The 24,893-nt window shown below is 55.5% G+C and carries 21 protein-coding genes; 5 read left to right on the top strand and 16 right to left on the bottom strand.

Features of this window, described 5'->3' with window-relative positions; all coding sequences use genetic code 11:
- Positions 1 to 114: 114 nt before the first annotated feature.
- Positions 115 to 1,737: a methyl-accepting chemotaxis protein gene (locus NH344_RS08165; RefSeq protein WP_044630101.1), complete on the bottom strand. Its 1,623-nt coding sequence runs from the start codon at positions 1,735 to 1,737 to the stop codon at positions 115 to 117.
- Between the two features lie 26 nt (positions 1,738 to 1,763).
- Positions 1,764 to 2,174 carry an arsenate reductase ArsC gene (locus NH344_RS08160; protein ID WP_044630102.1) on the bottom strand — a complete coding sequence of 137 codons (411 nt, stop codon included), beginning with the start codon at positions 2,172 to 2,174 and terminating at the stop codon, positions 1,764 to 1,766.
- A gap of 147 nt (positions 2,175 to 2,321) precedes the next feature.
- Here NH344_RS08160 and arsH point away from each other — a divergent pair, with 147 nt between their 5' ends.
- The 4 genes from arsH (at position 2,322) to NH344_RS08140 (ending at position 5,120) form a co-directional block, all read left to right on the top strand.
- Entirely contained in the window at positions 2,322 to 3,041 is a 720-nt protein-coding gene (gene arsH / locus NH344_RS08155; RefSeq protein ID WP_054641343.1) for an arsenical resistance protein ArsH, read from the top strand.
- Between the two features lie 13 nt (positions 3,042 to 3,054).
- Positions 3,055 to 4,122 carry an ACR3 family arsenite efflux transporter gene (gene arsB / locus NH344_RS08150; RefSeq protein ID WP_044630104.1) on the top strand — a complete coding sequence of 356 codons (1,068 nt, stop codon included), beginning with the start codon at positions 3,055 to 3,057 and terminating at the stop codon, positions 4,120 to 4,122.
- A gap of 276 nt (positions 4,123 to 4,398) precedes the next feature.
- Complete coding sequence (gene arsC / locus NH344_RS08145; protein ID WP_044630106.1) at positions 4,399 to 4,806, top strand: arsenate reductase (glutaredoxin); 408 nt, start codon at positions 4,399 to 4,401, stop codon at positions 4,804 to 4,806.
- 17 nt (positions 4,807 to 4,823) lie between these two features.
- Positions 4,824 to 5,120, top strand: coding sequence for a CC/Se motif family (seleno)protein (locus NH344_RS08140; RefSeq protein WP_044630107.1), 297 nt, complete (start codon positions 4,824 to 4,826; stop codon positions 5,118 to 5,120).
- A gap of 38 nt (positions 5,121 to 5,158) precedes the next feature.
- Here the strand turns inward: NH344_RS08140 and arsJ are convergent, their stop codons facing one another.
- The 8 genes from arsJ to NH344_RS08100 form a co-directional block, all read right to left on the bottom strand.
- Positions 5,159 to 6,382: an organoarsenical effux MFS transporter ArsJ gene (gene arsJ / locus NH344_RS08135; RefSeq protein ID WP_044630108.1), complete on the bottom strand. Its 1,224-nt coding sequence runs from the start codon at positions 6,380 to 6,382 to the stop codon at positions 5,159 to 5,161.
- A complete protein-coding gene (locus tag NH344_RS08130; protein ID WP_044630109.1) occupies positions 6,375 to 7,406 on the bottom strand; it encodes an ArsJ-associated glyceraldehyde-3-phosphate dehydrogenase in 1,032 nt (343 codons plus the stop codon). Before NH344_RS08130 ends, arsJ begins: the two co-directional genes overlap by 8 nt.
- Positions 7,407 to 7,533: 127 nt before the next feature.
- Positions 7,534 to 8,373, bottom strand: a complete 840-nt coding sequence (gene pstB, locus NH344_RS08125) for a phosphate ABC transporter ATP-binding protein PstB (RefSeq protein WP_044630110.1) — start codon at positions 8,371 to 8,373, stop codon at positions 7,534 to 7,536.
- A gap of 23 nt (positions 8,374 to 8,396) precedes the next feature.
- The gene (gene pstA, locus NH344_RS08120; RefSeq protein ID WP_089675902.1) at positions 8,397 to 9,563 is read right to left on the bottom strand and encodes a phosphate ABC transporter permease PstA; all 1,167 of its coding nucleotides are present in this window, start codon (positions 9,561 to 9,563) and stop codon (positions 8,397 to 8,399) included.
- Positions 9,564 to 9,581: 18 nt separating this feature from the next.
- Positions 9,582 to 10,832: a phosphate ABC transporter permease subunit PstC gene (gene pstC, locus NH344_RS08115; RefSeq protein WP_062359116.1), complete on the bottom strand. Its 1,251-nt coding sequence runs from the start codon at positions 10,830 to 10,832 to the stop codon at positions 9,582 to 9,584.
- Positions 10,833 to 10,999: 167 nt separating this feature from the next.
- Positions 11,000 to 12,013 carry a substrate-binding domain-containing protein gene (locus NH344_RS08110; protein ID WP_044630113.1) on the bottom strand — a complete coding sequence of 338 codons (1,014 nt, stop codon included), beginning with the start codon at positions 12,011 to 12,013 and terminating at the stop codon, positions 11,000 to 11,002.
- A gap of 118 nt (positions 12,014 to 12,131) precedes the next feature.
- Complete coding sequence (locus NH344_RS08105) at positions 12,132 to 12,863, bottom strand: sulfite exporter TauE/SafE family protein (protein ID WP_083024534.1); 732 nt, start codon at positions 12,861 to 12,863, stop codon at positions 12,132 to 12,134.
- On the bottom strand, positions 12,863 to 14,056 hold the full coding sequence (locus NH344_RS08100; protein WP_044630115.1) for a multidrug effflux MFS transporter: 1,194 nt from the start codon (positions 14,054 to 14,056) through the stop codon (positions 12,863 to 12,865). The genes NH344_RS08105 and NH344_RS08100 overlap by 1 nt, the downstream gene beginning before the upstream one ends.
- Before the next feature lie 150 nt (positions 14,057 to 14,206).
- On the opposite strand from NH344_RS08100, the gene tal reads away from it, so the two are divergent.
- Positions 14,207 to 15,145: a transaldolase gene (gene tal, locus NH344_RS08095; RefSeq protein WP_058576304.1), complete on the top strand. Its 939-nt coding sequence runs from the start codon at positions 14,207 to 14,209 to the stop codon at positions 15,143 to 15,145.
- A gap of 65 nt (positions 15,146 to 15,210) precedes the next feature.
- Here the strand turns inward: tal and NH344_RS08090 are convergent, their stop codons facing one another.
- The 6 genes from NH344_RS08090 to NH344_RS08065 form a co-directional block, all read right to left on the bottom strand.
- Positions 15,211 to 15,729 carry an STAS domain-containing protein gene (locus NH344_RS08090; protein WP_044630117.1) on the bottom strand — a complete coding sequence of 173 codons (519 nt, stop codon included), beginning with the start codon at positions 15,727 to 15,729 and terminating at the stop codon, positions 15,211 to 15,213.
- Complete coding sequence (locus tag NH344_RS08085) at positions 15,719 to 16,912, bottom strand: fused response regulator/phosphatase (protein ID WP_044630118.1); 1,194 nt, start codon at positions 16,910 to 16,912, stop codon at positions 15,719 to 15,721. Before NH344_RS08085 ends, NH344_RS08090 begins: the two co-directional genes overlap by 11 nt.
- A gap of 8 nt (positions 16,913 to 16,920) precedes the next feature.
- Positions 16,921 to 17,742, bottom strand: a complete 822-nt coding sequence (locus NH344_RS08080; RefSeq protein WP_137094456.1) for a VacJ family lipoprotein — start codon at positions 17,740 to 17,742, stop codon at positions 16,921 to 16,923.
- Positions 17,743 to 17,807: 65 nt separating this feature from the next.
- Entirely contained in the window at positions 17,808 to 18,929 is a 1,122-nt protein-coding gene (locus NH344_RS08075; RefSeq protein ID WP_137094458.1) for a beta-ketoacyl-ACP synthase III, read from the bottom strand.
- Between the two features lie 113 nt (positions 18,930 to 19,042).
- On the bottom strand, positions 19,043 to 22,954 hold the full coding sequence (gene hrpA, locus NH344_RS08070) for an ATP-dependent RNA helicase HrpA (RefSeq protein WP_253027741.1): 3,912 nt from the start codon (positions 22,952 to 22,954) through the stop codon (positions 19,043 to 19,045).
- A 224-nt stretch (positions 22,955 to 23,178) separates the two neighbouring features.
- Positions 23,179 to 24,852, bottom strand: coding sequence for an AMP-binding protein (locus tag NH344_RS08065; RefSeq protein WP_058576302.1), 1,674 nt, complete (start codon positions 24,850 to 24,852; stop codon positions 23,179 to 23,181).
- Positions 24,853 to 24,893 lie beyond the last annotated feature (41 nt).

Here is a 24,893-nt window from a genome sequence, read left to right as displayed (position 1 = left end):
TCACCGCAGCATCACACAGTACAGTGCCCATCCGCGTCTTGGCAGCCACTATGCCAAGGCGCGCATATCGTCTTTATGATCGCGATTACTCAATTCAGCGCTGGCCATTGCCTGTCAATCCAACTGCTCCAGAGGCTGCTCCGCCTCTTCGTCATCATGTACGTCAGGTACTGGGGCCTCCTCAATAATACGGAACTGTCCCGCGTACTCACGCATCTGCAGCGCCTCTTGGGTTAACCCCTCGGCGCTTTGTGCCGTTTGGTTGACCAAGCGCATCGTATCTTGAGTCGTCGCGTCGATTTGCGTGACAGCAACGTTCACTTCTTCAATACCGCGACGCTGCTCTTCAGAGGCTTTGGCCATTTGCGCCATCAAGTGTTCTACCTGAGTCGCCGCTTGCATGATTGCCCGAGTGTGCTCGCCTGCCTGTTGAGAAAGTTCGCTACCCTGCTCAACGCTTTTACTCGAGGCCTCAATACGTGCACGAACATCGTGAGCAGCATCGGCACTGCGCGTTGCCAGCGCCCTAACTTCACTAGCCACTACAGCAAATCCGCGTCCATGCTCGCCAGCCCGCGCCGCCTCTACAGAGGCATTCAATGCCAAAATATTGGTTTGGAACGCAATGCTTTCGATCACCTTGATAATGCTTTGAATTTCTTCGGAGTGCTCGTTGATAGACTGCATGGTGGCAATAAACTGAGCGATCACTTCATCGCCCTGCTGCGCTTTGTGAGACACGTCGGTGGTAGAGCGATTTACATGCGCGGCGCTTTCTGCGTTTTGATTCACCGTCGCGGTGAGCTGCTCAAGGCTAGCAGCCATTTGCTGAAGCGCTGATACCTGAGAATCGGTTTGTCCAGCCAACTGCTGGCTTTGCGTCGCCATGGCTTGGCTGTCGCTATACACCTGCTGGCTGCTGTTATTGAGATGATTCACGGTGGTGGTTAATGAACGCTGCATATTCGCCAGCTCGCTAAACAGCTGGCCAATTTCATTATTGGCGTGCGCCTCTACCGGAGAGGATAAATCGCCCTTAGCAATACGTTTAAAGTGTTGAGTAATAACCCGCAGCGGCCGCAAAACGTTCCGACGTACGCCCCATACGACTAGGCCTACGACTAGCAGCGCCAGCACGACGACACCCACCACGCCCATGAAGAGCAGCGATGAAACGTTCTCGAAACGCTCAGACAAACCAGCGCCACGGGCCACTGAATAGCCGTAAAACGCTTCCGCGGTGTTAACGAACTGCTGACTGCTATCATCCACCCGAGATTCGCCAGAGAGAAAGCCACGCACATCGCGCTCTTCTAGCATCATCATCTGCAGGCTAAGGTTGTTATTTACCAGGGATTGAAAATTGCTCGCCAACTGGCCGACCAGCTCGGGCTGCTCCCCCTCCGGAAAGCTCGCTTGGAAAGCTTCAAAATGCGTGGCCGCCGATGCCAGCAACCGATCCGACTCTTCCAGAAGCGGCTCTGGACGATCAAACGAGGGAGTGCGAATCAGCTCAGCTGCCCGATTCATCTGTACCCTGGCACGCAACAGCTGTGTGTAAGCGCTATTTAGCTCACGCACCTGAGCCATGTCGCGTTGATGCATCGATGTAAAGGCATCGCGGCCAAACTGGTTGGCAAAAAGCCCTAAGCCACCAATGGCAAGCACAAGGCAAGTAAAAGTCACGAGTACCAGCGTCCAACTCGCCTTGACGCTTAAATTATTGATAAATTTCATGGTGCACCCTGTCGAGATAGAAATGATCAGCTTTTTTGCAGCGGTAGCCACAGCTGTAAACGGCGGCGGATCTCGAACAGCGCCTGCTCGTAAGCGTCCAACTTACTGATCAGACGAGGGTCACGGATGTCCCAGAATAAAATTTCGCCTGCTTTCCCTTGCCAATCGCGGCACGCCTGCTGAGCTTTGTCACACAGCACGATCACTACGTCGAACGCTTCGTTCTCGAACTGATCCAGCGACTTACTGTGCAGCCCCTCTGTCGAAAGACCCTGCTTTTTTAAGGCTTCAAGGGTTAGCGCATGAGGCTCGTCGGGTTCAGAGCCTGCACTGAAGGATTCGAAGCGATCACCGGCCATATGGCGAAGTAGCACTTCTCCCATGAGAGAGCGCGCAGAATTGGCATTACAGAGAAAGAGCACGCGACGCTTCGACATAATTCAACAACCTCTTATTTAATTTTACATCGCCACCATACGCCCAGATGATGACGGAGATATTGCAGCTCAAGCAGGCGGCTAGAAATATACGAAAAAACATATATCATGAAAGCCATCTATTGCTGCTTTCACCAAGGAGCCCCCATGGCCCTGCTTGCGGATTTACCCAATCTCGACCCTGAGCTCTTCCAAGCCCCTAGCCTCGAATCATTGGGGTTACCGCCCTCTTCGCGCCCTGCACCAAAGGTGCTGCTGCTGTACGGATCGCTACGCGAGCGCTCATTTAGTCGCTTGGCGGTTGAAGAGGCCGCCCGCCTGCTGAACGCGATGGGCGCTGAAACACACATTTTTAACCCGCGTGGCCTGCCGCTTCCTGATGCCGAAGATGCCAGCCACCCTAAGGTGGAAGAGCTGCGCTCCCTAGCACAGTGGGCAGATGGGATGGTGTGGTGCTCGCCAGAGCGTCACGGGGCGATGACAGGCATTATGAAAGCACAAATTGATTGGATACCCCTGGCTTTGGGCGGCGTACGCCCTACCCAAGGCAAAACCCTGGCCGTGATGCAGGTCTGCGGTGGTTCACAATCTTTTAACACGGTGAACCAGCTGCGCATTTTGGGCCGCTGGATGCGCATGGTGACGATCCCTAACCAATCGTCCGTGCCAAAAGCCTTTATGGAGTTCGATGACAACGACCGCATGAAGCCCTCGCCGTTTTATGATCGCATCGTGGATGTCATGGAAGAACTCGTAAAATTCACTCTACTGGTACGAGAGCGCAGCGACCTGCTCACCGACCGATACTCAGAGCGTAAAGAGAGCGCCGAAGAGCTCTCCAAGCGCGTTAACCAGCGGGCCATATAATCACGGAGCGAGCATGTCACATCAGGAGAAGGCAGCCCCCAGCAGTGCTGATATGGGGCTTTTTGAACGCTATCTGTCGCTTTGGGTCGCCGCTGCGATTGTGGCCGGTATTGCGCTAGGCCAGTGGGCTCCCGCCATTCCCGAGGCTCTTTCACGCTTTGAATACGCGCAGGTGTCGATCCCGATCGCCGTACTGATATGGGCGATGATTTTTCCCATGATGGCGCAAATTGACTTTAGCGCGATCGCTGGCGTGCGCCGCCAGCCAAAAGGGCTGGCCATCACCACCACGGTGAACTGGCTCATCAAACCCTTCACCATGTTTGCCCTGGCATGGCTATTTTTTATGGTGATTTTTAAACCTTGGATCCCTGATGCGCTGGCCAGCCAGTACCTTGCGGGGGCCATTTTGCTGGGTGCGGCGCCCTGCACCGCGATGGTTTTCGTCTGGAGCTACCTTACCCGTGGCGATGCGGCCTACACGCTGGTACAAGTCGCCCTCAACGACCTGATCATGCTGTTTGCCTTTGCGCCGATCGTGGTCTTTCTGCTGGGTATTTCCAATATTCAGGTACCCTGGGATACGGTGCTGCTGTCGGTAGTGCTCTACATCGTCATTCCCCTGGCGGCAGGTTACCTCACGCGGAAAACCCTTATCGCTAAGCGCGGTGCCCAGTGGTACGACAACGCCTTTATGAAGCGCATTGGACCTATCACGCCGATGGGGCTGATCATTACCCTGGTACTGCTTTTCGCGTTTCAGGGCGATGTCATTCTGAACAATCCGCTGCATATTGTGCTTATCGCCATTCCGCTAATTCTGCAGACGTTTTTGATCTTCTTCATTGCCTATGGCTGGGCGAAAGCGTGGCGCGTACCGCACCCTATTGCTGCGCCCGGGGCGATGATTGGTGCCAGCAACTTTTTTGAGCTTGCCGTGGCCGCCGCCATTGCGCTGTTTGGCCTGCAATCGGGCGCTGCTCTAGCAACGGTGGTGGGTGTACTGGTAGAGGTACCGCTGATGCTGGCCCTGGTGCGCATTGCCAATAACACGCGTCAGCACTTCCCTACTCATGCTTAAGGAGTCTGCTTGATGGCGCACTATTTGATTTTTCTCGGCTCAACCAGAACGTCAACGCCTCCCGCGCCTGCTCGCCTGGGCGAGCAGGTATCCAAAAGCCCTCGATAACGATGGACAATTCCGTGCAGAGCAAGAGCGCTGGGAAGGCTATTTTGGTCGGACGCTAGTGCAATTGATGTGGTGGGCAAACGCCGCCAAAGCGTATAAAGCCGAGCAAGACCCCACCCGCTTATCCCCTGCTATCAATCAAACTCCTAGTCAGCGTGACGCTCCTCCATGTCAGTAATCATTTATCACAACCCTAACTGCGGCACATCGCGCAATACCCTGGCCATGATCAAGGCATCAGGGGAGTCCCCTGAAGTGATCCTCTACCTTGAAACACCGCCTAGCCGAGAGCGCTTGGTAGAACTGCTGGCGATGATGAAGCTACCACCGCGAGAGCTGCTGCGCCGCAAAGGCACGCCTTACGATGAACTCACATTGGATGACCCGACGTTAAGCAATGATCAGCTTATCGACGCCATGATGGCACATCCAATCCTCATCAATCGCCCTATCGTTATCACACCCAAAGGCGCAAAACTCTGCCGACCTTCCGAACAGGTGTTGACGCTGCTGGACCGGCCGGTGGCGCACTTTGTGAAAGAGGATGGTGAGCATGTTGCCTATCCACCGACGTAAGGGGCGCTCAAGAAGCGATGGACCCGATCATTGAAATAGAAGAAAAAGCCGCCGCTTTTATCAAGCAACAAGGGGGCATGGTCACCGTACGGTTTTCACCCCGTCACGGCTGCTGCGGAGGCACGTCGCGCATCGCCATCGCCGAGACATCTGCCCCCAAAGAGACCTCAACGTTTGAATGCCACCAGCTGCAAGGAGCGACGCTCTGGATAGCCCCGGAGCTTACCCATCAGGGCTTACGACTCCGGGTGGAAGGGTGGTGGAAGCTGCAGCGGCTATTTGTCGATGGTGCCCCGCTACGCGCTGGGCACTAGGACACGCCCGCGCCGTGAATCGGCATGGTGCACATCGCTCACGCTGCCTGCTTAGGCAATGCAAGGGCCATCATAGAGCTTGCCGCCACCAAGGCAGCCGCCACCCAAAGGCAGGCACTCAGGCCGTATTCCATGTAGAGCCACCCGGAGAGCAGCGTGCCGACCAAGCGCCCCATGGCATTGGCCATATAGTAAAACCCGACGTCCATCGAGACGCCGTCAGCGCGGGCATAGTGAACGATCAGATAACTGTGCCAACTGGAGTTCACGGCAAACAGCACGCCAAACGCCAACAGGCCCACCACCAGCCAGCCCACCTGCGCCAAGGGAAGTAGCGCAAGCAGAATGGCCAGAACGGCCAGGGCGGCGGCCCAGCCAGCGGTGATGGTTCGCGCATCGCCTTTTAGCAGGGCTGTGAGTTTTGGTGCTTGGGTTTGTACGCCACCATAGCCGATGATCCAGGCCGCCAATAGGCCACCTACGGTCCAGTGGCTCCAGCCGTGTTGATCATAAAGAAAGACCGGCAGCGCCACGACAAACCACACATCACGAGAAGCAAACAGACAAAACCGCGCGGCCGAGAGCACGTTGATGGCGCGGGATTTTGAAAAGATCTCATAGAACTTGGGTTTGACTTTTTGCTTGCCTAAATCTGCTTTGAGGCGCCAGAGCGATAGTAGCAGCACAGCACCCAGCATGATGGCCATGGCAATGACCGCCCCACGAAAGCCAATCAGCGTGAGCAGCACACCGCCAACGAAAAAGCCTAGGCCTTTCAGGGCATTTTTAGAGCCGGTCAACATAGCGACCCAGCGGTATAAGGCGCTGTTGGCATTGGCACTCGTGGCCGGCACCAGCACCTTCACGGCGCTTTTAGCGCTCATTTTATTGAGGTCTTTGGCAATGCCCGACAGCGCCTGGGCGGCCATGACCCACACAACGGTCAGCATACCAGCAGGGACCATTAGCATGGCGAGCGCCACAATTTGCAGCCCTAGCCCCACATTCATAGTGCGGTTCAAGCCCAGTCTCGCCCCTAGCCAGCCGCCCACCAAGTTCGTTACCACGCCAAACGCTTCATAGAACAGAAACAGCATGGCGATTTGCAGCGGCGAGTAGCCGAGCTGGTGGAAATACATTACCACCAGCATCCGCAGCGCGCCGTCGGTAATGGTGAACGCCCAGTAGTTGCCGGTAATCAGCATGTACTGGCGCACCTCGAACGGTAGCGCCTTGACGTTATCCAGCAGCGATTCAGCCACGACCAACCGGCTCCCCACCCACCATAAGTGCCAGCTCGGCGGTACGATTGGCGTAACCCCACTCATTGTCGTACCACGCGTAGAGCTTTAACTGAGTGCCGTTCACCACCATGGTAGAGAGGGCATCAATAATCGAGCTACGCGGGTCCGTACGGTAGTCAATCGATACCAGCGGGCGCTCTTCATAGCCCAGAATGCCTTTGAGGGGGCCATCGGCGGCAGCCTTGAGCGCTTGATTCACCTCATCAACGGTCACTTCTCGTTCAAGCTCGAACACCATATCGGTGAGCGATGCATTAGCCAGCGGTACGCGGATCGCGTGGCCGTTAAGTTTGCCTTCCAGTTCAGGGAAAATTGCCGTAATGGCTTTCGCCGAGCCCGTGGTAGTAGGGATGAGACTCATGCCGCAGGCGCGGGCACGACGCAGGTCTTTATGAGGGGCATCCAAAATGGTTTGGGTATTGGTAATGTCATGCACGGTGGTCATGGAACCGTGACGAATACCAAAATGCTCAAGGATCACTTTGACGACCGGCGCTAGGCAGTTAGTGGTGCAGCTAGCGGCCGTGACAATACGGTGCTTGGCTGGCTCAAACAGGTGGTCATTCACACCCACCACCACATTGAGCACGCCCTCCTCTTTCACCGGCGCACTCACCACCACGCGCCCAACGCCTTGATCCAGGTAAGCATTCAGCTTGTCGGTACTTTTCATTTTGCCGGAGCACTCGATGACCACATCGCAGCTGGACCAATCGCTTTCCGCAATGGTTTTATGAGTGCTAAAGGCCACCTCATGCCCATCAATGACAATGGCATCCTGACGCGCTGCCATGCCCTGCCCCGGCGCCCATTGGCCGTGGACGGAATCAAACTCCAATAAATGGGCAAAGGTGGCCGCATCACCACCGGGGTCGTTAATACGCACCAACGTCACCTCGCCTGCCGCTACCTGCGACCAAAGGCTGCGCAGCGCTAGGCGTCCAATACGGCCAAATCCGTTAATACCGATGCGAAGTGACATAGGGTTGTCTCCAAGTATGCAATAAAGGCCAAGCCTACCGCTTATATACGAAAAAACATATATCAACAGTCAAAAAAACGCTGCTTGAAAGCCCGCCATGACAGCGGGCCAACAAACAGCGGTCTATTTAGCCGTAACGGCCAGAAATATAGTCTTCGGTTTTCTTCTGTGCCGGGGTCGAGAACATTACTTTCGTATCGTTGTACTCGATGATTTCCCCCAGATGGAAGAACGCCGTGTAGTCCGCCACGCGCGCCGCCTGCTGCATGTTGTGCGTCACGGTCACGATGGTGAACTGCTCTTTCAGCTTATCCATCAAATCTTCGATGGTGGCCGTGGAGATCGGGTCCAGGGCTGAGGTCGGTTCATCCATCAAAATGACGTCAGGCTGAACAGCAATCGCCCGTGCGATGCACAGACGCTGCTGCTGACCACCAGAGAGCGAGGTGCCCGGCTCTTGCAGCTTGTCTTTCACTTCGTTCCACAAACCGGCATCGCGCAGGGCCTTCTCGACCAGCTCATCTTGATCGGCTTTACGGCTCACCAAATCGTGCATACGCGGTGCGTAGGCGATGTTCTCGTAGATAGATTTCGGGAACGGGTTAGGCTTTTGGAACACCATCCCCACCCGGCGGCGCAGCGCCACTTCATCCATCTTGCCAGCATTCACATCCTGGCCGTCCATCTCCACCAGACCTTCAATATGCACGCTGGGAATCAAGTCGTTCATACGGTTCAAGCAGCGCAAAAAGGTCGACTTACCGCACCCCGAAGGGCCAATCAGCGCGGTCACGTTCTTCTGGAACAGGTCGATATTCAGCCCTTTCAACGCTTGGCTCTTGCCGTACCACAAATTGAGATCGCGAACACGAATACTGAGGTCGTGGCATGCTTGCTCATTACGTGTGTAAGGCTGGCCAACGTCTGGTGCATGCTGCTGATTCATAACGGGTGCTTGGCTATTCATAAGGTGTCCTCTTGGGCGCCGGCTTACCAGCGACGCTCGAATTTCTTGCGTAGCACAACGGCAAAGGCGTTGAGCGAAATCAGCACAGACAGTAGCACTAGGATGCCACCAGCGGTTTTTTCAACGAAGGCCTGCTCCGGCTCACCTGACCAGGTAAAGATCTGCGCAGGCATGACCGTGGCTGCCTGGGTAAAGGAAGCGCTGACATCCGGAATAAAGGCCACCATCCCCACAATGATCAGCGGTGCAGTTTCACCCATCGCCTGCGCTAGGCCAATGATCGAACCGGTCATGATACCGGGCATCGCTAGCGGCAGAACGTGGTCGCGCACCACTTGCCAGCGCGAGCAGCCTACACCAAATGCCGCATGGCGAATGGAGTCCGGCACGCTACGCAGTGCCGTACGGGTGGCAATGATGATGACGGGAAGGGTCATCAGCGCCAGGGTCATACCGCCTGCCAGCGGAGATGAGCGTGGTACACCAAAGAAGTTGATAAAGATCGCCAGACCTAACAAACCAAATAGAATCGATGGGATCGCTGCTAGGTTGTTGATGTTGATCTCGATCAGCTGTGTAAAGCGGTTATCCGGGGCAAACTCTTCCAGATAAATAGCCGTCATCACGCCGATGGGGAAAGAGATCAACAGCGTCACGATCATGGTCATGATGGTACCGACCACCGCCGACAAGATACCGGCGTTCTCGGCGATTTTCGAATCCCCAGAACCGAAGAACGTCTTATTAAAGCGCAAGTCGACCTGACCGGTGGCAACACGCTCATCAATCTCAGCTTTTTCTTCGTCGCTTAGACGGTTCCGATGCCCTTTAAGGTACTGATCCACCTCACTGGTGGCCAGCATCCAGCGCTGCTCAGAGGTGCCGATCATTTCTGGGTTGTTGCGCAGCTGTAGCGGAATAACGCGTACCACCGTGCGGCTAATCAGCGGCAGCAGCTCCTCCTCAAACGCTAGGCGACCATCGCGGCTCGCTTCTTCGGTGTAGCGAACTTCGGTATTGATATAGGCCTGCTGGAAAGCAGGTAGGCCTTTGCTCAGCATGTCAGCAAAGAACAGCACTAAGAACAGGCCTGCTAAGCCCAGCGCGCCCATGGAGATCCACTTCAGGCGTGCCGACTTACGGTGACGCCGCTTAAGCTGCTGGCTGATCTCGTCAAAAGAGTGGCTCATCGAATCAGTTCCTCGGCGTTACAGGTTGTTCACGCGGTATTTTTCGCGGAAGCGGCGGATCATTAGTACAGATACCAGGTTGAGCGTTAGAGTCACAACGAACAGCACCAGGCCCAGGGCGAACGCTGACAGCGTCTCAGCACTCTCGAACTCTTGGTCGCCCGTGAGTGATGCCACGATGCGTACGGTCACGGTGGTCATGTCTTCTAGCGGGTTGGCCGTTAGGTTCGGGCGCATACCCGCCGCCATCACCACAATCATGGTTTCACCCAGCGCTCGGGACATGCCTAGCAGTGCGGCGGAAATGATACCGGGCAGTGCCGCAGGTATGACCACGTCCCGGATGGTTTCACCTTTCGTCATCCCTAGTGCCAGCGAGCCTTGACGCATGCTGTCAGGCACAGAGTTGATCACGTCATCAGAGAGCGACGAGATGAACGGGATGATCATGATGCCCATCACGATGCCAGGGGCAACGGCGTTGTTGTAAGAGGCATCCAGACCCAAGAAGCCGGCAATATTGACGATAATCGGCGCGACGGTAATGGCGGCGAAGAAACCGTAAACCACCGTGGGAATACCTGCCAACACCTCAAGCACCGGCTTAGCAATCGTGCGCACCCGCTGTGGAGCGTACTCCGACATGTAAATAGCCGACAGCAGGCCAATAGGCACCGCCACCAGCAGGGCAATCGCGGTGATCATGAAGGTACCGGCGAACAGCGGTACCGAGCCAAACTGCGCGCCACTACCATCGCCGCGTCCAGCGGCAGCTAGGAAGCTCGCCCCAGGGTTCCAGGTTGTACCGGTAATGAACTCCCAGAAGCTGTGCATTTGGAAAAAGCGCAGGGCTTCCGAAATGATCGAAAACAGAATACCGAAGGTAGTAAAGATCGATATCATCGCGGCGCCGGTTAGCACCCAGCGAATCACCCGTTCAATGGCTTGGCGAGCGTGAAAATGGGGCTTCACTTGAGCCACACCAACCGCCAAACCAGCCGCAGCGACCACTAAACTAGCTGCTAATAAATACATGGGCGGAATATCTGCGCCTAACAGTAATAACAGTAGCGAGCCTAGCGCCCCCACCAGCACCGCAGGGCCTGCTGTTGAGAGAACAGCAAACCACGCATATTGGTCAGGCTGTGCATACATCGCCGCGCCAGAAGCACGGACCCGCGCAGCCTTCGCTCGGCCCACAAAAAAGGCCACTAGCCCAAGCAGCAAGAGCACTGTGCAAAAGAGTAAAAGTAGCTGGTTTGTTTGCATCGAATTTCTCTCGCATCACCTAATGAAATCGTGTTGGCTGCTACTTTGGATTAAAAACATGACAGCAATATGACAAAGAAAGACAGCGTGACCCAAAAACAAATGGCCGGTAGCAAAGGCTACCGGCCATGTTGTCACTATGTGCTAGCGATTATATGTGCTAGCGATTATTCCAGATCAGCAGCAACCAGCTTAACGCGGTCAGCAACTTTCTGGCGAGCCTGCTCACGCTCCGCTTCCGGTAGCGGAATCAGGCCGATGTCTACCAGATAACCGTCAGAACCGATCATCTGGTCTTCCATGAACATGTTGGCGTATTCATACATCGGAGTGACTTCGTCAGCGTGCTGGTTCTTCAGGTAGAACCACAGTGAACGAGCAACCGGGTACTCACCAGAGCTGATGGCTTCTACTTCAGGTTCAACACCGCCAATGGTCGCACCCATGATGGTGTCCGGGTTCTCAACCAGGAAGGAGTAGCCGAAGATACCGAAGGCACCGGTGTCTTCCGCCAGACGCTGAACGATTAGGTTGTCGTTCTCACCGGCGTCGATGTAAACACCGTCAGTACGGATATCGGTGTAACCTTCTTCACCGTAGATGTCCATTTCGGCAGAGGCGGCTTCCATCACCAGCTCTTCGAAAGCATCACGGGTACCGGAAGTGCTGGGCGGGCCATAGATAGAGATGGCGCGATCCGGCAGAGAAGCGTCGATGTCGCTCCAGTTGGTGTAGGGGTTATCTACCAGTTCGCCGTCGACCGGCACCTGGGCGGCCACCGCCAGGAAAATTTGCTCAAGCGTCAGGTCGATCGGCTCGTTAGTAGCCGCCAAGCCTAGAACGATACCGTCAGAACCAATTTTGGCTTCGGTAACGTCAGTCACACCGTTCTCTTCACAACGCTCAAGCTCAGAAGGCTTCATGCGACGAGAAGCGTTGGTGATGTCCGGAGTGCCTTCACCAACACCGTTACAGAACAGACGAATACCACCACCAGAACCCGTGGACTCGATCACTGGCGTCGGGTAGTTGGTCAGCGCTCCAAACTCTTCAGTAACGTAGCTGGCAAACGGGTAAACAGTACTGGAGCCAACGATACGAATCTGGTCACGCGCCTGTGCCACACCGGCAACGCTCATTACAGCCGCCGCAATGACGGTAGTTTTTAGAATACGGTTCATGCGAAATACTCCTGTCGATGTAGGGTTCTGGCCTTCGCATGACGTACTTTGCACCGCTTCGATGACATCTTTATGACATCGAAAAAAAACAGCCAAACTTTTTGTTCGGCTGCTTCGCCTATAGCAGTAAGCCAAGCGCTGCGAGGGTGCATAACCCCAATGACAAGCGCTGCAGCAGTTGTTTATCCAATCGATGGGCGATGGTATCGGCCAGTGCATTGCCCAGTAAGACAGCAGGAAGAAAGGTAAGCGCCAGCTTGAAGTGCCAAACGCTGATCTGCCCTGCCAGCGCCAGCGTCAGCAGGGTTAATAGAGAGGTTAGGACAAAAAAGGCTGCTAAGTTGCCGCGCATGCGGTCAGGTGAGAAACCGTGCATGAGTAGCACAATGGGCGGCCCGCCGATGGCCGCCACCGTCCCAAAAACGCCGGAGAGAATGCCCGCCACAAATAGCGTGAAGCGGTTCACCGGCAGTTCGAAGCGGCATACCGTGACCAGCACAGCAAATAGCACGATGGCGGCAATTAACTTTTCCAGCACAACCATCGGCGCTGCCAGCAACAGCCAAATGCCCAATCCGTTACCCGGTAAGCGTCCAATCAGGGCAACGCCTATTTCCCTTAACCTCACCTCATGCCAGTAACGGCGCACCATCATCAAAGAGACAGTGAAACCAAACAGCACCAAAATCACCGGCACCAGCCGTGGCTCTATCATCAACAGCAGTGGCGCACCCACCACCGCCAAGCCAAAGCCCGTGGCCCGCTGTACAAAGGCACCTAACAGCAGTACAGCTGCGCAGGCTAACCAGCTATCCAAGGGCACCTCTAACCACTGCAGCAGGCTATCCATTACAACGCATCATCCACCTTTGGGGCTTGGGTTAGCATTCTCACACCGATATTACCCAGCAGGGCAGCACCTAACATGGTCAGCACCATGGGCCATAAGTGCTCAACCTGGAACAGCCCTACTAAGACACCTGCCAGCGCCCCACAGCTAAACTGTATGCCACCCAGCAGTGCGGTAGCCGTGGCACTGATATGGCCAAAATGATCCAGAAGTGAAGAGATGGCATTGGGCGTAATCAGACCAATCATGCCCGTAAACATCATCACCAGCGGCACCACCACATAGAGCGACGCCACGTTAAGCGCCGTGGCCAACACAAGACCCAGGGCGGCCACCAGCTGAACAGCCAGTCCTAAGCGCAGGTTCTGCTGTGGTGTGCGATTGCGCAGCAAGTGAATATTGACGCGATTGGAGAGTGCAATCACCACCACGTTGACCCCAAACACCAGTGGGTAGACGCTTGGCGAAAGCGAAAAATAGTCCAAGTATAAAAATGGCGATGCGGTCACAAAGGCAAATAGCCCGGCAAACGAAGCGGCTACCGCACAGATATAACCCATGCCCTCTTTGTGGCGCAGCACGCTTGCATAGTTGCGGATCACTTGCCGAGGCGAGGCCGCAGGCAAGTTGGTATCGCGGGTTTCAGGTAAGCGCGTACCTAACAGCCAAAGTAAGAAACCGGCATAAACAGCCAGGAAAATAAAGATGAGCCACCAGCCAGCAATGTGAAGCAGCAGGCTACCCACCGCCGGTGCCACCAGCGGGGCCAGCATCATGATCATGGCCATGGTGGACATCACCTTAGCCGCCTCACGCCCGCTGAAACAGTCGCGTACGATGGCAGCCGAGTTCACCACACAGGCGCCGCCCCCTAACGCTTGAATAAAGCGCCAAACCAATAGCGACGTTAAGCTATCGGCAGTGGTAATCATTAGGCTGGCCAGCATAAAGACCACTAGCCCACTTAACAGCACCGGCTTCCGGCCTAACCGATCTGATAACGGCCCAAAGCAGAGCTGACCCAATGCAAATCCAAACAAAAACATACTGATCGAGAGTTCAGTATGGTGAATGCTGGCATTAATACTCTCAGCCAGTATGCCGATGGCAGGCAGATAGGCATCAATCGCGAAAGGCGCAAGCGCTGTGTTGGCGGCCACCAACCAAGCCACCCGACGAGGATTAAGTTCCATAAGCCTCCTTAAAATGGGCATAAAAAAAGCGGCGCGTGCCGCCGAAAAGGTAGGCCGCTAATCATAATCGATTTCAATTCATTTGTCGGTGTCTGTTCGCCACGCGCGGCCCTTGCTAAAGTACCCCACAGGACAACCAAGGAGCATTGCATGGCCACTAGCCTATTAAGCCAATTAAAAGAAATGACCACCGTGGTTGCTGATACGGGCGACCTTGAGGCTATTCGCCGCTTCCAGCCCCAGGATGCAACTACCAACCCCTCTCTCATCCTTCAAGCTGCCCAGCAGGAAGAGCGCCGCGCTCGCTTGGCAAGCATCGCCAAAGAGAGCACCGATCTCGACGACGCGGTAGACCGTGTCGCGGTGGATATTGGCAGCGAGATTAGCAAGCTGGTGCCGGGCTATGTGTCGACAGAAGTCAGTGCCCGCCTCTCGTTTGACCGTGATGCCACCATTACCAAAGCGCACTCGCTAATTGAGCGCTATGCCCAGCATGGTGTCGGCCCTGAGCGTATTTTGATTAAAATGGCGTCCACCTGGGAAGGCATTCAAGCGGCCCGCCAGCTTGAGCGCGATGGCATTCGCACCAACCTGACGCTGCTGTTTGGCTTTGCTCAGGCGCAGGCCTGTGCCGATGCTGGCGCTACGCTGATTTCACCGTTTGTGGGCCGTATTCTCGACTGGCACAAAGCGCGCTCGCCGGAAGCTGACTTCAGCGGCGCCAATGACCCTGGCGTACAATCGGTTAAGCGTATTTATGACTACTACAAGGGTCACGGCTATCCAACGATTGTGATGGGAGCCAGCTTCCGTAACGTAGGCGAAATACAAGCCTTGGCAGGTTGTGACCGCCTCACTATATCCCCTGCGCTGCTTAACGAGTTAGATGAACTACAGGGCGACCTTCCCCGCCAGCTAACGCCCATGGGTGCCAGCAGCTCAGCAGAGCAGGCGCTAGCCCAAGCAGATTTTCGTTGGCAAATGAACGAAGATGAAATGGCGTCTGACAAGCTGGCTGAAGGCATTCGTAAATTCATGGCCGACCAGCGCAAGCTTGAAGAGCTACTTGGCAAACTACGGCAGAGCTAATTGCTTCCAGCCAGTTTGGGTAGCATATCCATCACACCCTCTTATCGACTAGGTAAGAGGGTGTTTTATTTATGTGCCACTGTGGATTGCGCTTCAAGCATCTCTACCAGCGGCTGAAACTGTTCGCGATTATGCTCGTTCATATGCATTAAAATGCGATGCGCCTCGAGAATACGCGTACGCAAGCCTTCTTCATCTGCAGGCTCAGCGGGCAGGTCTTGCATAGAAGAGTTAAGTGTTGCACTAGGCTGCAGAGGCGCTTCCATCAGAGTAAAAAAACGCGCGAAGCCCATCACGTCCAGCATTTGCCGTACATCAGGGTTATCAGCAATAATCGTCGGAGGCTGTTCCAGCCGCCCTTTAACCGCCATGGCTACTTTGGCCAGAAAACCCAGCGCCGTTGAGTCGACATTGGTCGCTTCGCGCAGGTCAATCATCACCGCCTGAAGGCCAGGGGTTTCAGCAAGACGTTGCGCTTGGGTATCTAGCGTGGCGCATAGCGTTAACCGCACATCGCCACAGAGTTTTAACACAAAAACACCAGAGTTGAACGCCGCTTTAATGCGGCCCTCTTCAATCAGCATGACCAAATCCGCTCACCATCATGATTGTCAGGTCATCGGGTAAAGCATCGCGGTCCTGGTTCGCCTCATCATCCTCATCGCCCTCTATCAAAAGCGAATTGGTTTTGGCTAGCCGATCGCGCAACTGCTCAAGCGTGACACTTTCGCTAACGAGTTGCTCAAGTTCCGTGAGCCGCGTGTCGAGCGTTTTACCCGGCAAGCATTCCAATACACCGTCTGAACACAGCCACAAACGAAAGTTGGCCGGTAAAGCACAGCTAAGCGCAGGATACTCCACATCTGGGAAAAGGCCTACCGGCATTCCCTCCCCGGTTAAGCGCTCCAGCTTACCGTCAGCCGCCAACAGCGGCATCGGTAGCTGTGCGCCGAGCGAATAGTGAAGAGTATGCGCTTCATGGTCAATAACACCGACGAATAACGTGGCATGCTTACCAATGTTGGTATCCTGAAGCTCACGATTCATCGCCGCTAACCAATCAGGCGGCAGCCGCTCTGGCGCTTGGCCATCCCACTCGCTTAACCATCGGTTGCACAAATACTTCAGCAGCACCGTGACAAAGGCCGACGACGCTCCATGCCCAGAGACATCGGCAAAATAGAACGCGCTAAAACGGTCGTTATAACGCTGATAGTCGAGAAAATCCCCCGACAAATAAAGCGATGGCGCAAACCAGTAGTCGTAATAAACGCCGTTGATCACTTTAGGATGCGCTGGCAACAAACGCCGCTGAATATGCCCCCCGCTTTGCTGGTCCATCCGCAGTAGCGCAAGGTGAGTCTCAAGGCTCCCATTGAGTTCAGCGAGACGTTCACGATCACGATCACGCTCTTGGGCTAAGGTGTGAAGCTCAATCGCCTTACGAATCATTCGGCGCAGCAGCTCGGTATGTCGCAGCGGATGAACGATGTAGTCCACCAACCCCACATCAATGGCCTTAATCAAGTCAGCATCCTGACGAGAGTCGCTGACGACCAGGGTTGGCAACCGGTGGGTCAACTGAGACCACTGTTGACGCGGCACTGCCCGAGCATGCGCGACAATCAGCGCCGTGCCACTAGGCAGATGGTCAATATTATCTGCAGCAAACACCCACATACCGTCACAGGTAATCGCCTCAGCCAGCGCGTCACGCTCTGCACCGGGCTCGTCGATTACCGCGATCAACTGCTTAGCGTGATCCATGTTAGGCCTCAATCGGCGAAATCGTCGTCACCGAAGTCGGTATCGTCGAAATCAAAATCATCTGTGGCAAACGGGTCTTCGCCAAGCACACCGTCATTCACCTCAAACTGGCGGCGCTGCAAATAGGCATCGCGGACAAACCGGTAGCGATCCCCCGAAATCAACGATTCTTGGTCTAACAAGCCCGCGCGAAGGTGAATAATATCGAGTGCCGTCAGGCCTGCACGTAGCTGATGATCGTCCATATACGTAATGGGATTCGCAGCGGAATCGGCTGGCAAGCCAGAGGCATCCCTGAGCGTGCGCGGACCTAGCAGAGGCAACACTAAATAGCGCGAGTCCTCCCAGCCCCACACGGCCATGGTTTGACCAAAATCTTCTTTATCCGCGGTAATTTCCATGAGCGTGGCATAGTCAAGCAAGCCGCCAATACCCACCGTCGAGTTGATCAAGAATCGTGATGTTGCTAACCCCGCGTTGGCGGGTTTGCCCTGCAGCAGGCTATTGAGCACGGTACGCACTTCGCCTAAGTTGGAGAAAAAGTTGCCAACCCCAGTTTGCACCGGCTCGGGAGTGACTGCCTTATACCCTCGTGCAACGGGCTTGAGGGCGTAGCGGTCCAGCACATCATTAAACGCGAACACACGCCTGTTGAAGCCCTCCCAAGGGTCCTGCGGGTCTGCCGCTACACGCTCTTGCGCAGCGTCTTCCTCTTGAGAAGACCCCGTACTGGCACACCCTCCCATGCTTAACGTGGCTAGCAACACGATAGGCAATAGCTTCTGCCATGTGCTTAGACCCTCTTTTTGCGGTGCCAACAGCCTCAGCATGCGATTTCCTCTTTCAACATAGAACGCTATTCCTAACATAGCCGGTGATAGGCATCATCGGCCTATTACTGGCGACGTAGCACCACACTGCCTGCACTGTACCCCGCCCCAAACGAGCAAATAACGCCGATATCCCCTTCCAACAGTGCCTCACGGTGAAGATGGAAAGCGATAATCGAACCCGCTGAGCTGGTATTCGCATAGCGATCTAAAATAATCGGTGCCTGTGCTTCGTTGGGTTCTTCACCCAGCACTTTACGTGCAATCAAATCGTTCATATGGCGGTTGGCCTGATGTAACCACATCCGCGTTAAATCCGCCCCCGACAGCTCTAATGAAGCGAGATGGTCAGTGATAAGCTTAGCGACCATGGGGCACACCTCTTTAAAAACGCGGCGTCCTTCCTGAACGAACAGCTTATCTAACGCCTGCGGATCGCTATCGGTCACGCGGTTTAAAAAGCCCGCATTGTTGCGAATCGCATTGGAAAACTTAGTCACAAGCCGCGTTCCCAGAATTTCGTAACGCTCGTTGGCCACAGCAACATCGCTATTTTCCAGTACCATAGCCGTACAAGCATCGCCGAAAATAAAGTGGCTGTCACGATCTCTGAAGTTCAAATGCGCAGAGCAAATCTCTGGATTCACAATCAGCGCGCGTTTTACGCTGCCTGACGCAATCGCATTGGCCGCTGTTTCTAAAGCGAACGTGGCGGAGCTACACGCCACGTTCATATCAAAGCCGTAACCCGATGTTCCCAACGCTTGCTGCACTTCTACCGCGACCGCCGGGTAGGCACGCTCTAAGTTTGAACAGGCCACAATCACCAGCTCAATATCGGCGGCATCGACCTGTGCCGTTTCTAGCGCCTGACGCGCTGCCTGGGTCGCCATGTCACACTGAATAGATGGTTCATCATTATGACGTTGAGGCAGTTTAGGCCGCATACGCTCAGGGTCAAGGATCCCTTGGGCATCGAGCACATAGCGACTTTTAATTCCCGAGGCTTTCTCAATAAATTCACTGCTGGAATAAGCAAGTGCTTCTTGCTCTCCACGCGCGATGGCATCCGCATGCTGGGAGTTATGGTGATCAACCCACGCGTTAAAAGCAGCGACCAACGCCGCGTTATCAATGGCGTTTTCCGGTGTATAGAGTCCTGTACCGGTGATCACTACATTGGTCATGCCTGTCTCCTTATTGCGGCCTCAAGGCACATAGCCGAAACCGTCAGTAAAATAGCGTATGGCGGGAATGTCTACCCCGCCCTATCTAAGCCTAAGCGCTTGCTCGTTTAGCATTAAACGCTGGTAATCTCTTCCCAACGCTTTTCCAAGCGCTTCACGGATACCGGCATCTGAGTGCCTAGCTGCTGGGCGAATAGCGATACTCGCAACTCCTGTATCCACCAGCCAAATGAGACCAATTCAGGGTCTTCAGCGGCACCTCTGCGCTCGCTTTTTCGCCGCGCATCAAAACGAGCCTCTAGGGCTTGGACATCCTGCATCATCATTTGGTCACGACCACGTTCACGGGCCGCTTTATCGAGGCGGATGAGAGCCGCTTCGGTATAGCGCGGATATTCGCTAAGCCACTCCCCTGCATCGCGAATAAAGCCAGGATAAACCAAGCGCTGCATCTGCGCGCTTACATCGCTGTAAACGAGCGCTAGGGCAAAGTTAAGCTTCCCTTTAAGCACTTTGGTCACCGCCAGATGCCCTTTAAGCGCCTCTTCAATGCGTGTCAGTAGCGATGTTGCATAAGGAATCAGCTCACTTTCGGTTGCCTTAAGCCGCTCGGTGAGCTCATTGGCAGAGCGTGGCAGCGGATGTGTTGCCACCACCTGCGTGAAGACCGCCAGCAGCAAATCATCCACTAATGCTTGTTTACTACCCACTTTAGCAAAGAGTAGAGCGCACTTTTCCACGCCAGGTAAGCGCTTGATGGCTTTCACCTGTTCTGGCCGCTTGGCAATGGCCAAGCGTGCCACGCCTTCCTGGTGAACCGCCGCCGCCTTCGCGGGATGATCAAAAAGCGCCACTTTAAAGCTATGGGCCTCGGCCATTAGTGCTGGGTAAGCTTCCACTCGGATACCGGCCTGAGTCGTTACCCGCGACTCGGGCAGCGGCGACTCTGGTAACTCATCCAAGGCGGGCGCTTGGCTTGCCTGATCGGCCAGCGCCTGGGCGCCTGCACTCGCCGCCTCTTCGAAACGTCGCTCCAGCGCACGCACATCGCGTCCTTGGCCTAACGTTTTACCCGCATGATCAACGACCCGCACGTTCATAATGAGATGCGGCGGCAGCAGATCAAGACGCCAATCATCTGAGTGAACGCGAGTGGCGGTGCGGCGACGGATAAATTCCCCCAGCGCTTCGGTGAGCGGCCGCTCATCAGGCACGAGAGTCTCCAGCGCGGCATCGACCCAGTCGGGGATGGGCACCACTTGGCGGCGAATACTTTTCGGCAGCGATTTCAGCAGTGCAATGCACTTTTCGCGCAGCAGCCCTGGCACTAACCACGTTAACGCGTGAACAGGCAGCTGAGGCAGCATGGCGGCGGGCACCGTGAGCGTCACGCCGTCATCGTCGGCATCCGGGTCGAAATGGTAACTGACCGGGTAAGCCACCCCAGAAAGCGTTAGATGATCTGGGTACTGCGCCTGAGTAACGTCGTGGGCATCCCGAGCTTTTAGCGCATCGATATCAAACTTCAGCAGCGTGGGATCTTGGCGCTCGGCCTGCTTGCGCCAGTGTTCAAAGCCCTTGCCGTTAACGATATCGGTGGGTATCCGCTCATCGTAGAAGGCGAACAGCGTCTCTTCGTCCACCAAGATATCCCGTCGGCGGGCACGATCTTCTAGCGCCTCTACCTCTTCGATCAGCGCACGATTATGGGTGAAGAATTCTCCTTTGGTTTGGAACTCGCCTTCCACCAGCGCCCGACGAATAAACAGCTCCCGCGACTCCTGGGGCGCAATCGGCCCGTAATGGACGCGACGGCGCGCCACAATCGGCAGGCCAAACAGAGTGACCTGTTCAAACGCCACGACCTGCGCGCGCTTCATTTCCCAATGGGGTTCGCTATAGCTACTTTTCACCAGATGCTGCGCTTGGGGCTCGATCCACTGCGGGTCGATCTTTGCGACGGTGCGCGCAAACAGCTTGGTGGTTTCAATCAGCTCAAAGGCCATGACCCATTTGGGTGTTTTTTTCGCCAGCCCAGAGCCAGGGTGAATCATAAACTTGCGGTTACGTGCACCAAGGTACTCTCGATTCTCAAGCAGCGTGCCCAAGTTGGAGAGCAGGCCCGACAGCAGCGCCTGGTGCAGCTTGCCGGATGTTTTTCGCCTTGCCTGCTTGGCCTGCTCTTCGCTCTCGTTCTCATCACGAGGCAGCGGCGCAGGTACCTCGATGTCCATATCCCGCAGCAATTGGCGCAACTGGCGGAACGTATCGTGCCACTCGCGCATGCGCAGGTAGTTAATGTAGTGGTCACGGCACCAGCGGCGCAGTTGGTTGCCCGATAACGCTTCACGAGCATTCTCGATGCCATGCCATAAATTTAGCAGCGCAACGAAATCGGAGTCTGGGTCGTGCCAGCGCTGGTGAGCTTGGTCAGCGGCTTGGCGCTTGTCAGCGGGCCGGTCACGGGGGTCTTGAATCGCCAGCGCAGAGACCACGACCAGCACGTCCCGCAGACTGCCTCGCTCTGCACCGGCCAACACCATACGGGCCAAACGCGGGTCAATGGGTAGTTTCGCCAGCTTACGCCCCAGGGCGCTAAGCTGTTGCTTATCATTTACTGCGCCCAGTTCAAATAGCAGCCGGAAGCCATCTTTGACAAAGCGGCCATCGGGCGGATCAACAAAGGGGAAGTCTTCAATATTGCCGAGCTTGAGCGCCAGCATTGAAAGAATGACCGATGCTAAGTTGGTGCGCTGAATCTCCGGGTCGGTAAATGCAGGGCGTGATAGAAAATCCTCTTCGTCATAAAGACGAATACACACGCCTTCCGCAATCCGCCCACAGCGGCCCTTACGCTGATTGGCGCTTGCCTGACTGACCGGCTCAATGGGCAGCCGCTGGATTTTCGCCCGGTAGCTGTAGCGGCTAATGCGTACAAGGCCAGGGTCGATAACATAGCGAATTCCCGGCACGGTGAGCGACGTTTCAGCCACGTTAGTTGCCAGTACGATGCGACGCCCACGGTGGGGAGCAAACACCCGGTTCTGCTCCTCATTAGAGAGCCGTGCATACAGCGGCAGAATCTCGGTGCCCTTTAAATCCGCGCGGCGCAGCGTATCGGCGGTTTCGCGGATTTCCCGCTCGCCGGGTAGAAACACCAGCACATCGCGGGGGCCATGCAGCCAGCCTTTTTCACGCTCGATTGTTTCGATCTCACGCACGGCATGCAAAATCCCCTCCTGCAGCGTGCGGTCATCCTCGTCCTCTTCGCTGCGCACCAGCGGGCGGTAGTGGACATCTACCGGGAACGTGCGTCCAGACACCTCGACCACCGGCGCAGGCGTTTTAGGCGAGCCGAAATGGGCCGCAAAGCGCTCCACGTCGATCGTTGCGGAGGTAATGATGACTTTCAAATCAGGGCGCTTAGGCAGCAGACGCTTGAGGTAACCCAGTAAGAAATCGATGTTAAGGCTACGCTCGTGGGCTTCGTCGATAATCAGCGTGTCGTAGCGCAGCAGCAGCGGGTCGTGCTGCGTCTCAGCCAGCAGGATGCCATCGGTCATCAGCTTAACGAGTGTGCTCGGCGAGCTTTGGTCGTTAAAGCGCACCTGATAGCCCACCTGCTCGCCTAGCGGCACGCTCAACTCTTCCGCCAGCCTCCCTGCAACGCTGCGCGCAGCCAGCCGCCGTGGCTGCGTATGACCAATCAACCCTTTTCGGCCTCGGCCAAGCTCTAAACACATTTTGGGCAGCTGCGTGGTTTTACCCGAGCCGGTTTCCCCTGCCACGACCACCACCTGGTGGTCGCGAATCGCGGCAAGAATATCCTCACGGCGCTCTACCACCGGCAGCTCTGCCGGGTAATCCAGCGTCACGCGCAGGGCTTCGCGCTGCGCCAGCAGTTGCTTGGCTTTGTCGACTTCCCGCTCCACCTCGTTCAAGCCGCGGTCGATCGGCTTCTTTTCTCGCTGCCGACGCCGCAGGCCCGCCACACGACGCGAGAGCCGCTCCTGATCACGCAGCATAACGTGACTCAGCGACTCAGTGAGCGCTGTAAGCGACTCAGTGAGCGCTGTAAGCGAGGGGGCGTTGTCTTGTGGGGTATCGATGCGGGATGAGTGCGTGTCGGTGGTCACGTTAGGCTCGGTTCCATCTCAGAATAAACGTCGGCCCACTCGTAAGTGGGCCGACCATTGTAACGCTTTCGCGAACGAGACGCCTAACGCCCGCTTGACCGAGTGTTCAACCCTTACGGCGCATGGGTTGTTTCCTGGTCGCGCAGTTGGCGACGCAGCACCTTACCGACGTTGGTTTTCGGCAGCTCGTCGCGGAACTCGATGTACTTGGGCACTTTATAGGCCGTTAGTTCTTTCTTACACCAAGCGCGCAGCGTTTCAGCGTCAAGCTGGCTGTTTTTGGACACCACAAACAGCTTGATAGCCTCCCCTGCATTCTCGTCGGCAACGCCAACAGCCGCCGCTTCCAGCACATCGGGGTGGGCGGCTACTACGTCTTCAACCTCATTGGGGTAGACGTTAAAGCCCGACACCAGGATCATGTCTTTTTTACGATCAACGATCTTGATGTAGCCATCGTCCTGCAGCACGGCGATATCGCCAGTATGGAACCAGCCGTTTTCATCAATAGCGTTGCGCGTCTCTTCTTCACGCTGCCAGTACCCTTTCATGACCTGCGGGCCTTGCACGCAAAGTTCGCCCGGCTCGCCAAGCGGCACATCGTTACCATCAGCATCGACCACTTTCACCGAGGTGCCCGCGACCGGCTTACCAATCGTGCCCAGTTGAATCGCATCGTTAGGGTTGAAGCTGACAATCGGCGAGGTTTCCGTTAGACCATAACCTTCGGCGATCGGGCAGCCGGTGGTCTCTTCCCAGCGCTGTGCCGCCGCTTTGGTTAACGCCATGCCGCCTGAAATGGTCAGCTTCAACTTAGAGAAGTCGAGCTGCTTGAAATCGTCCCGATTGCACAGCGCGTTAAACAGCGTATTGAGGCCGATAAAACCCGTGAACGGCAGCCCCTTCAGCTCTTTAACGAAATTCGGCAAGTCGCGGGGGTTAGTGATCAGCAGCGAGTGGTTGCCGGTTTCCATCAGGAACAGGCAGTTCACGGTAAAGGTGTAGATGTGGTACACGGGCAGCGGTGCAATCACCAGCTCTTCGCCGTCCGTGAGATGCTCGCCAATAGCCGAGCGTGCCTGAAGCATATTGGCCACTAGGTTACGGTGGGTCAGCATGGCACCTTTCGGCATACCGGTGGTGCCCCCGGTATACTGCAGCGCCGCTAAGTCGTCCATATTGCGCTCAACGGGCGTGTGCTTTAACGATGCTCCTTTTTTCAGGGCATCACGAAAGCCCACTGCACTTGGCAATGAGTATGCAGGCACCATTTTCTTGACGTGTTTCACAACCGCATTAATCAACCAACGCTTAGGCACATCGTGTAAATCGCCCAGCTGCGTGACCAATACATGCTTGATTTCCGTTTTATCGAGCACTTTCTCAAGCTTGTCGGCCATATTGGCCAGAATCACAATGGCTTTAGCATTGGAGTCTTTAAACTGATGCGCCATCTCCCGCTCGGTGTATAGCGGGTTGGTATTGACCACTACAAGCCCCGCCCGCAAAGCACCAAATACCGCCACCGGAAACTGCAGTACGTTGGGCAGTTGTATAGCAATTCTATCGCCAGGCACTAAGTCGGTTTCATGCTGAAGCCAGGCGGCAAAATGGGCTGAGAGACGGTCAAGGTCGGAAAACGACAGCGTCTTCCCCATGCAGGTGAAGGCAGGCTTGTTGGTAAAGCGAGAGACCGCCGAGTGAAAAACATCCGTAACAGAGTGATATTGATCCAATCCTTCAAGCGCTGGTCCGCTTAAAATAGGAGTATTGGCGTGTTCGCTCATGGGCTATCTCCGCTATCCGTGTCGATGTGAGACCGACCTTG

The organism is Halomonas sp. Ps84H-12, from assembly GCF_024124725.1.
GTDB lineage: Bacteria > Pseudomonadota > Gammaproteobacteria > Pseudomonadales > Halomonadaceae > Vreelandella > Vreelandella aquamarina.
Note: the sequence above shows the minus strand (reverse complement) of the source record. Positions and strands in the feature narration are given on the sequence as shown.

What these genes read in the sequence shown, in the direction of transcription:
- NH344_RS08165 (WP_044630101.1), bottom strand. Translation starts at nt 1,737, where the DNA reads ATGAAATTTATCAATAATTTAAGCGTCAAGGCGAGTTGGACGCTGGTA.
- NH344_RS08160 (WP_044630102.1), bottom strand. Translation starts at nt 2,174, where the DNA reads ATGTCGAAGCGTCGCGTGCTCTTTCTCTGTAATGCCAATTCTGCGCGC.
- arsH (WP_054641343.1), top strand. Translation starts at nt 2,322, where the DNA reads ATGGCCCTGCTTGCGGATTTACCCAATCTCGACCCTGAGCTCTTCCAA.
- arsB (WP_044630104.1), top strand. Translation starts at nt 3,055, where the DNA reads ATGTCACATCAGGAGAAGGCAGCCCCCAGCAGTGCTGATATGGGGCTT.
- arsC (WP_044630106.1), top strand. Translation starts at nt 4,399, where the DNA reads ATGTCAGTAATCATTTATCACAACCCTAACTGCGGCACATCGCGCAAT.
- NH344_RS08140 (WP_044630107.1), top strand. Translation starts at nt 4,824, where the DNA reads ATGGACCCGATCATTGAAATAGAAGAAAAAGCCGCCGCTTTTATCAAG.
- NH344_RS08130 (WP_044630109.1), bottom strand. Translation starts at nt 7,406, where the DNA reads ATGTCACTTCGCATCGGTATTAACGGATTTGGCCGTATTGGACGCCTA.
- pstB (WP_044630110.1), bottom strand. Translation starts at nt 8,373, where the DNA reads ATGAATAGCCAAGCACCCGTTATGAATCAGCAGCATGCACCAGACGTT.
- pstA (WP_089675902.1), bottom strand. Translation starts at nt 9,563, where the DNA reads ATGAGCCACTCTTTTGACGAGATCAGCCAGCAGCTTAAGCGGCGTCAC.
- pstC (WP_062359116.1), bottom strand. Translation starts at nt 10,832, where the DNA reads ATGCAAACAAACCAGCTACTTTTACTCTTTTGCACAGTGCTCTTGCTG.
- NH344_RS08110 (WP_044630113.1), bottom strand. Translation starts at nt 12,013, where the DNA reads ATGAACCGTATTCTAAAAACTACCGTCATTGCGGCGGCTGTAATGAGC.
- NH344_RS08105 (WP_083024534.1), bottom strand. Translation starts at nt 12,863, where the DNA reads ATGGATAGCCTGCTGCAGTGGTTAGAGGTGCCCTTGGATAGCTGGTTA.
- NH344_RS08100 (WP_044630115.1), bottom strand. Translation starts at nt 14,056, where the DNA reads ATGGAACTTAATCCTCGTCGGGTGGCTTGGTTGGTGGCCGCCAACACA.
- tal (WP_058576304.1), top strand. Translation starts at nt 14,207, where the DNA reads ATGGCCACTAGCCTATTAAGCCAATTAAAAGAAATGACCACCGTGGTT.
- NH344_RS08090 (WP_044630117.1), bottom strand. Translation starts at nt 15,729, where the DNA reads ATGCTGATTGAAGAGGGCCGCATTAAAGCGGCGTTCAACTCTGGTGTT.
- NH344_RS08085 (WP_044630118.1), bottom strand. Translation starts at nt 16,912, where the DNA reads ATGGATCACGCTAAGCAGTTGATCGCGGTAATCGACGAGCCCGGTGCA.
- NH344_RS08080 (WP_137094456.1), bottom strand. Translation starts at nt 17,742, where the DNA reads ATGCTGAGGCTGTTGGCACCGCAAAAAGAGGGTCTAAGCACATGGCAG.
- NH344_RS08075 (WP_137094458.1), bottom strand. Translation starts at nt 18,929, where the DNA reads ATGACCAATGTAGTGATCACCGGTACAGGACTCTATACACCGGAAAAC.
- hrpA (WP_253027741.1), bottom strand. Translation starts at nt 22,954, where the DNA reads ATGCTGCGTGATCAGGAGCGGCTCTCGCGTCGTGTGGCGGGCCTGCGG.
- NH344_RS08065 (WP_058576302.1), bottom strand. Translation starts at nt 24,852, where the DNA reads ATGAGCGAACACGCCAATACTCCTATTTTAAGCGGACCAGCGCTTGAA.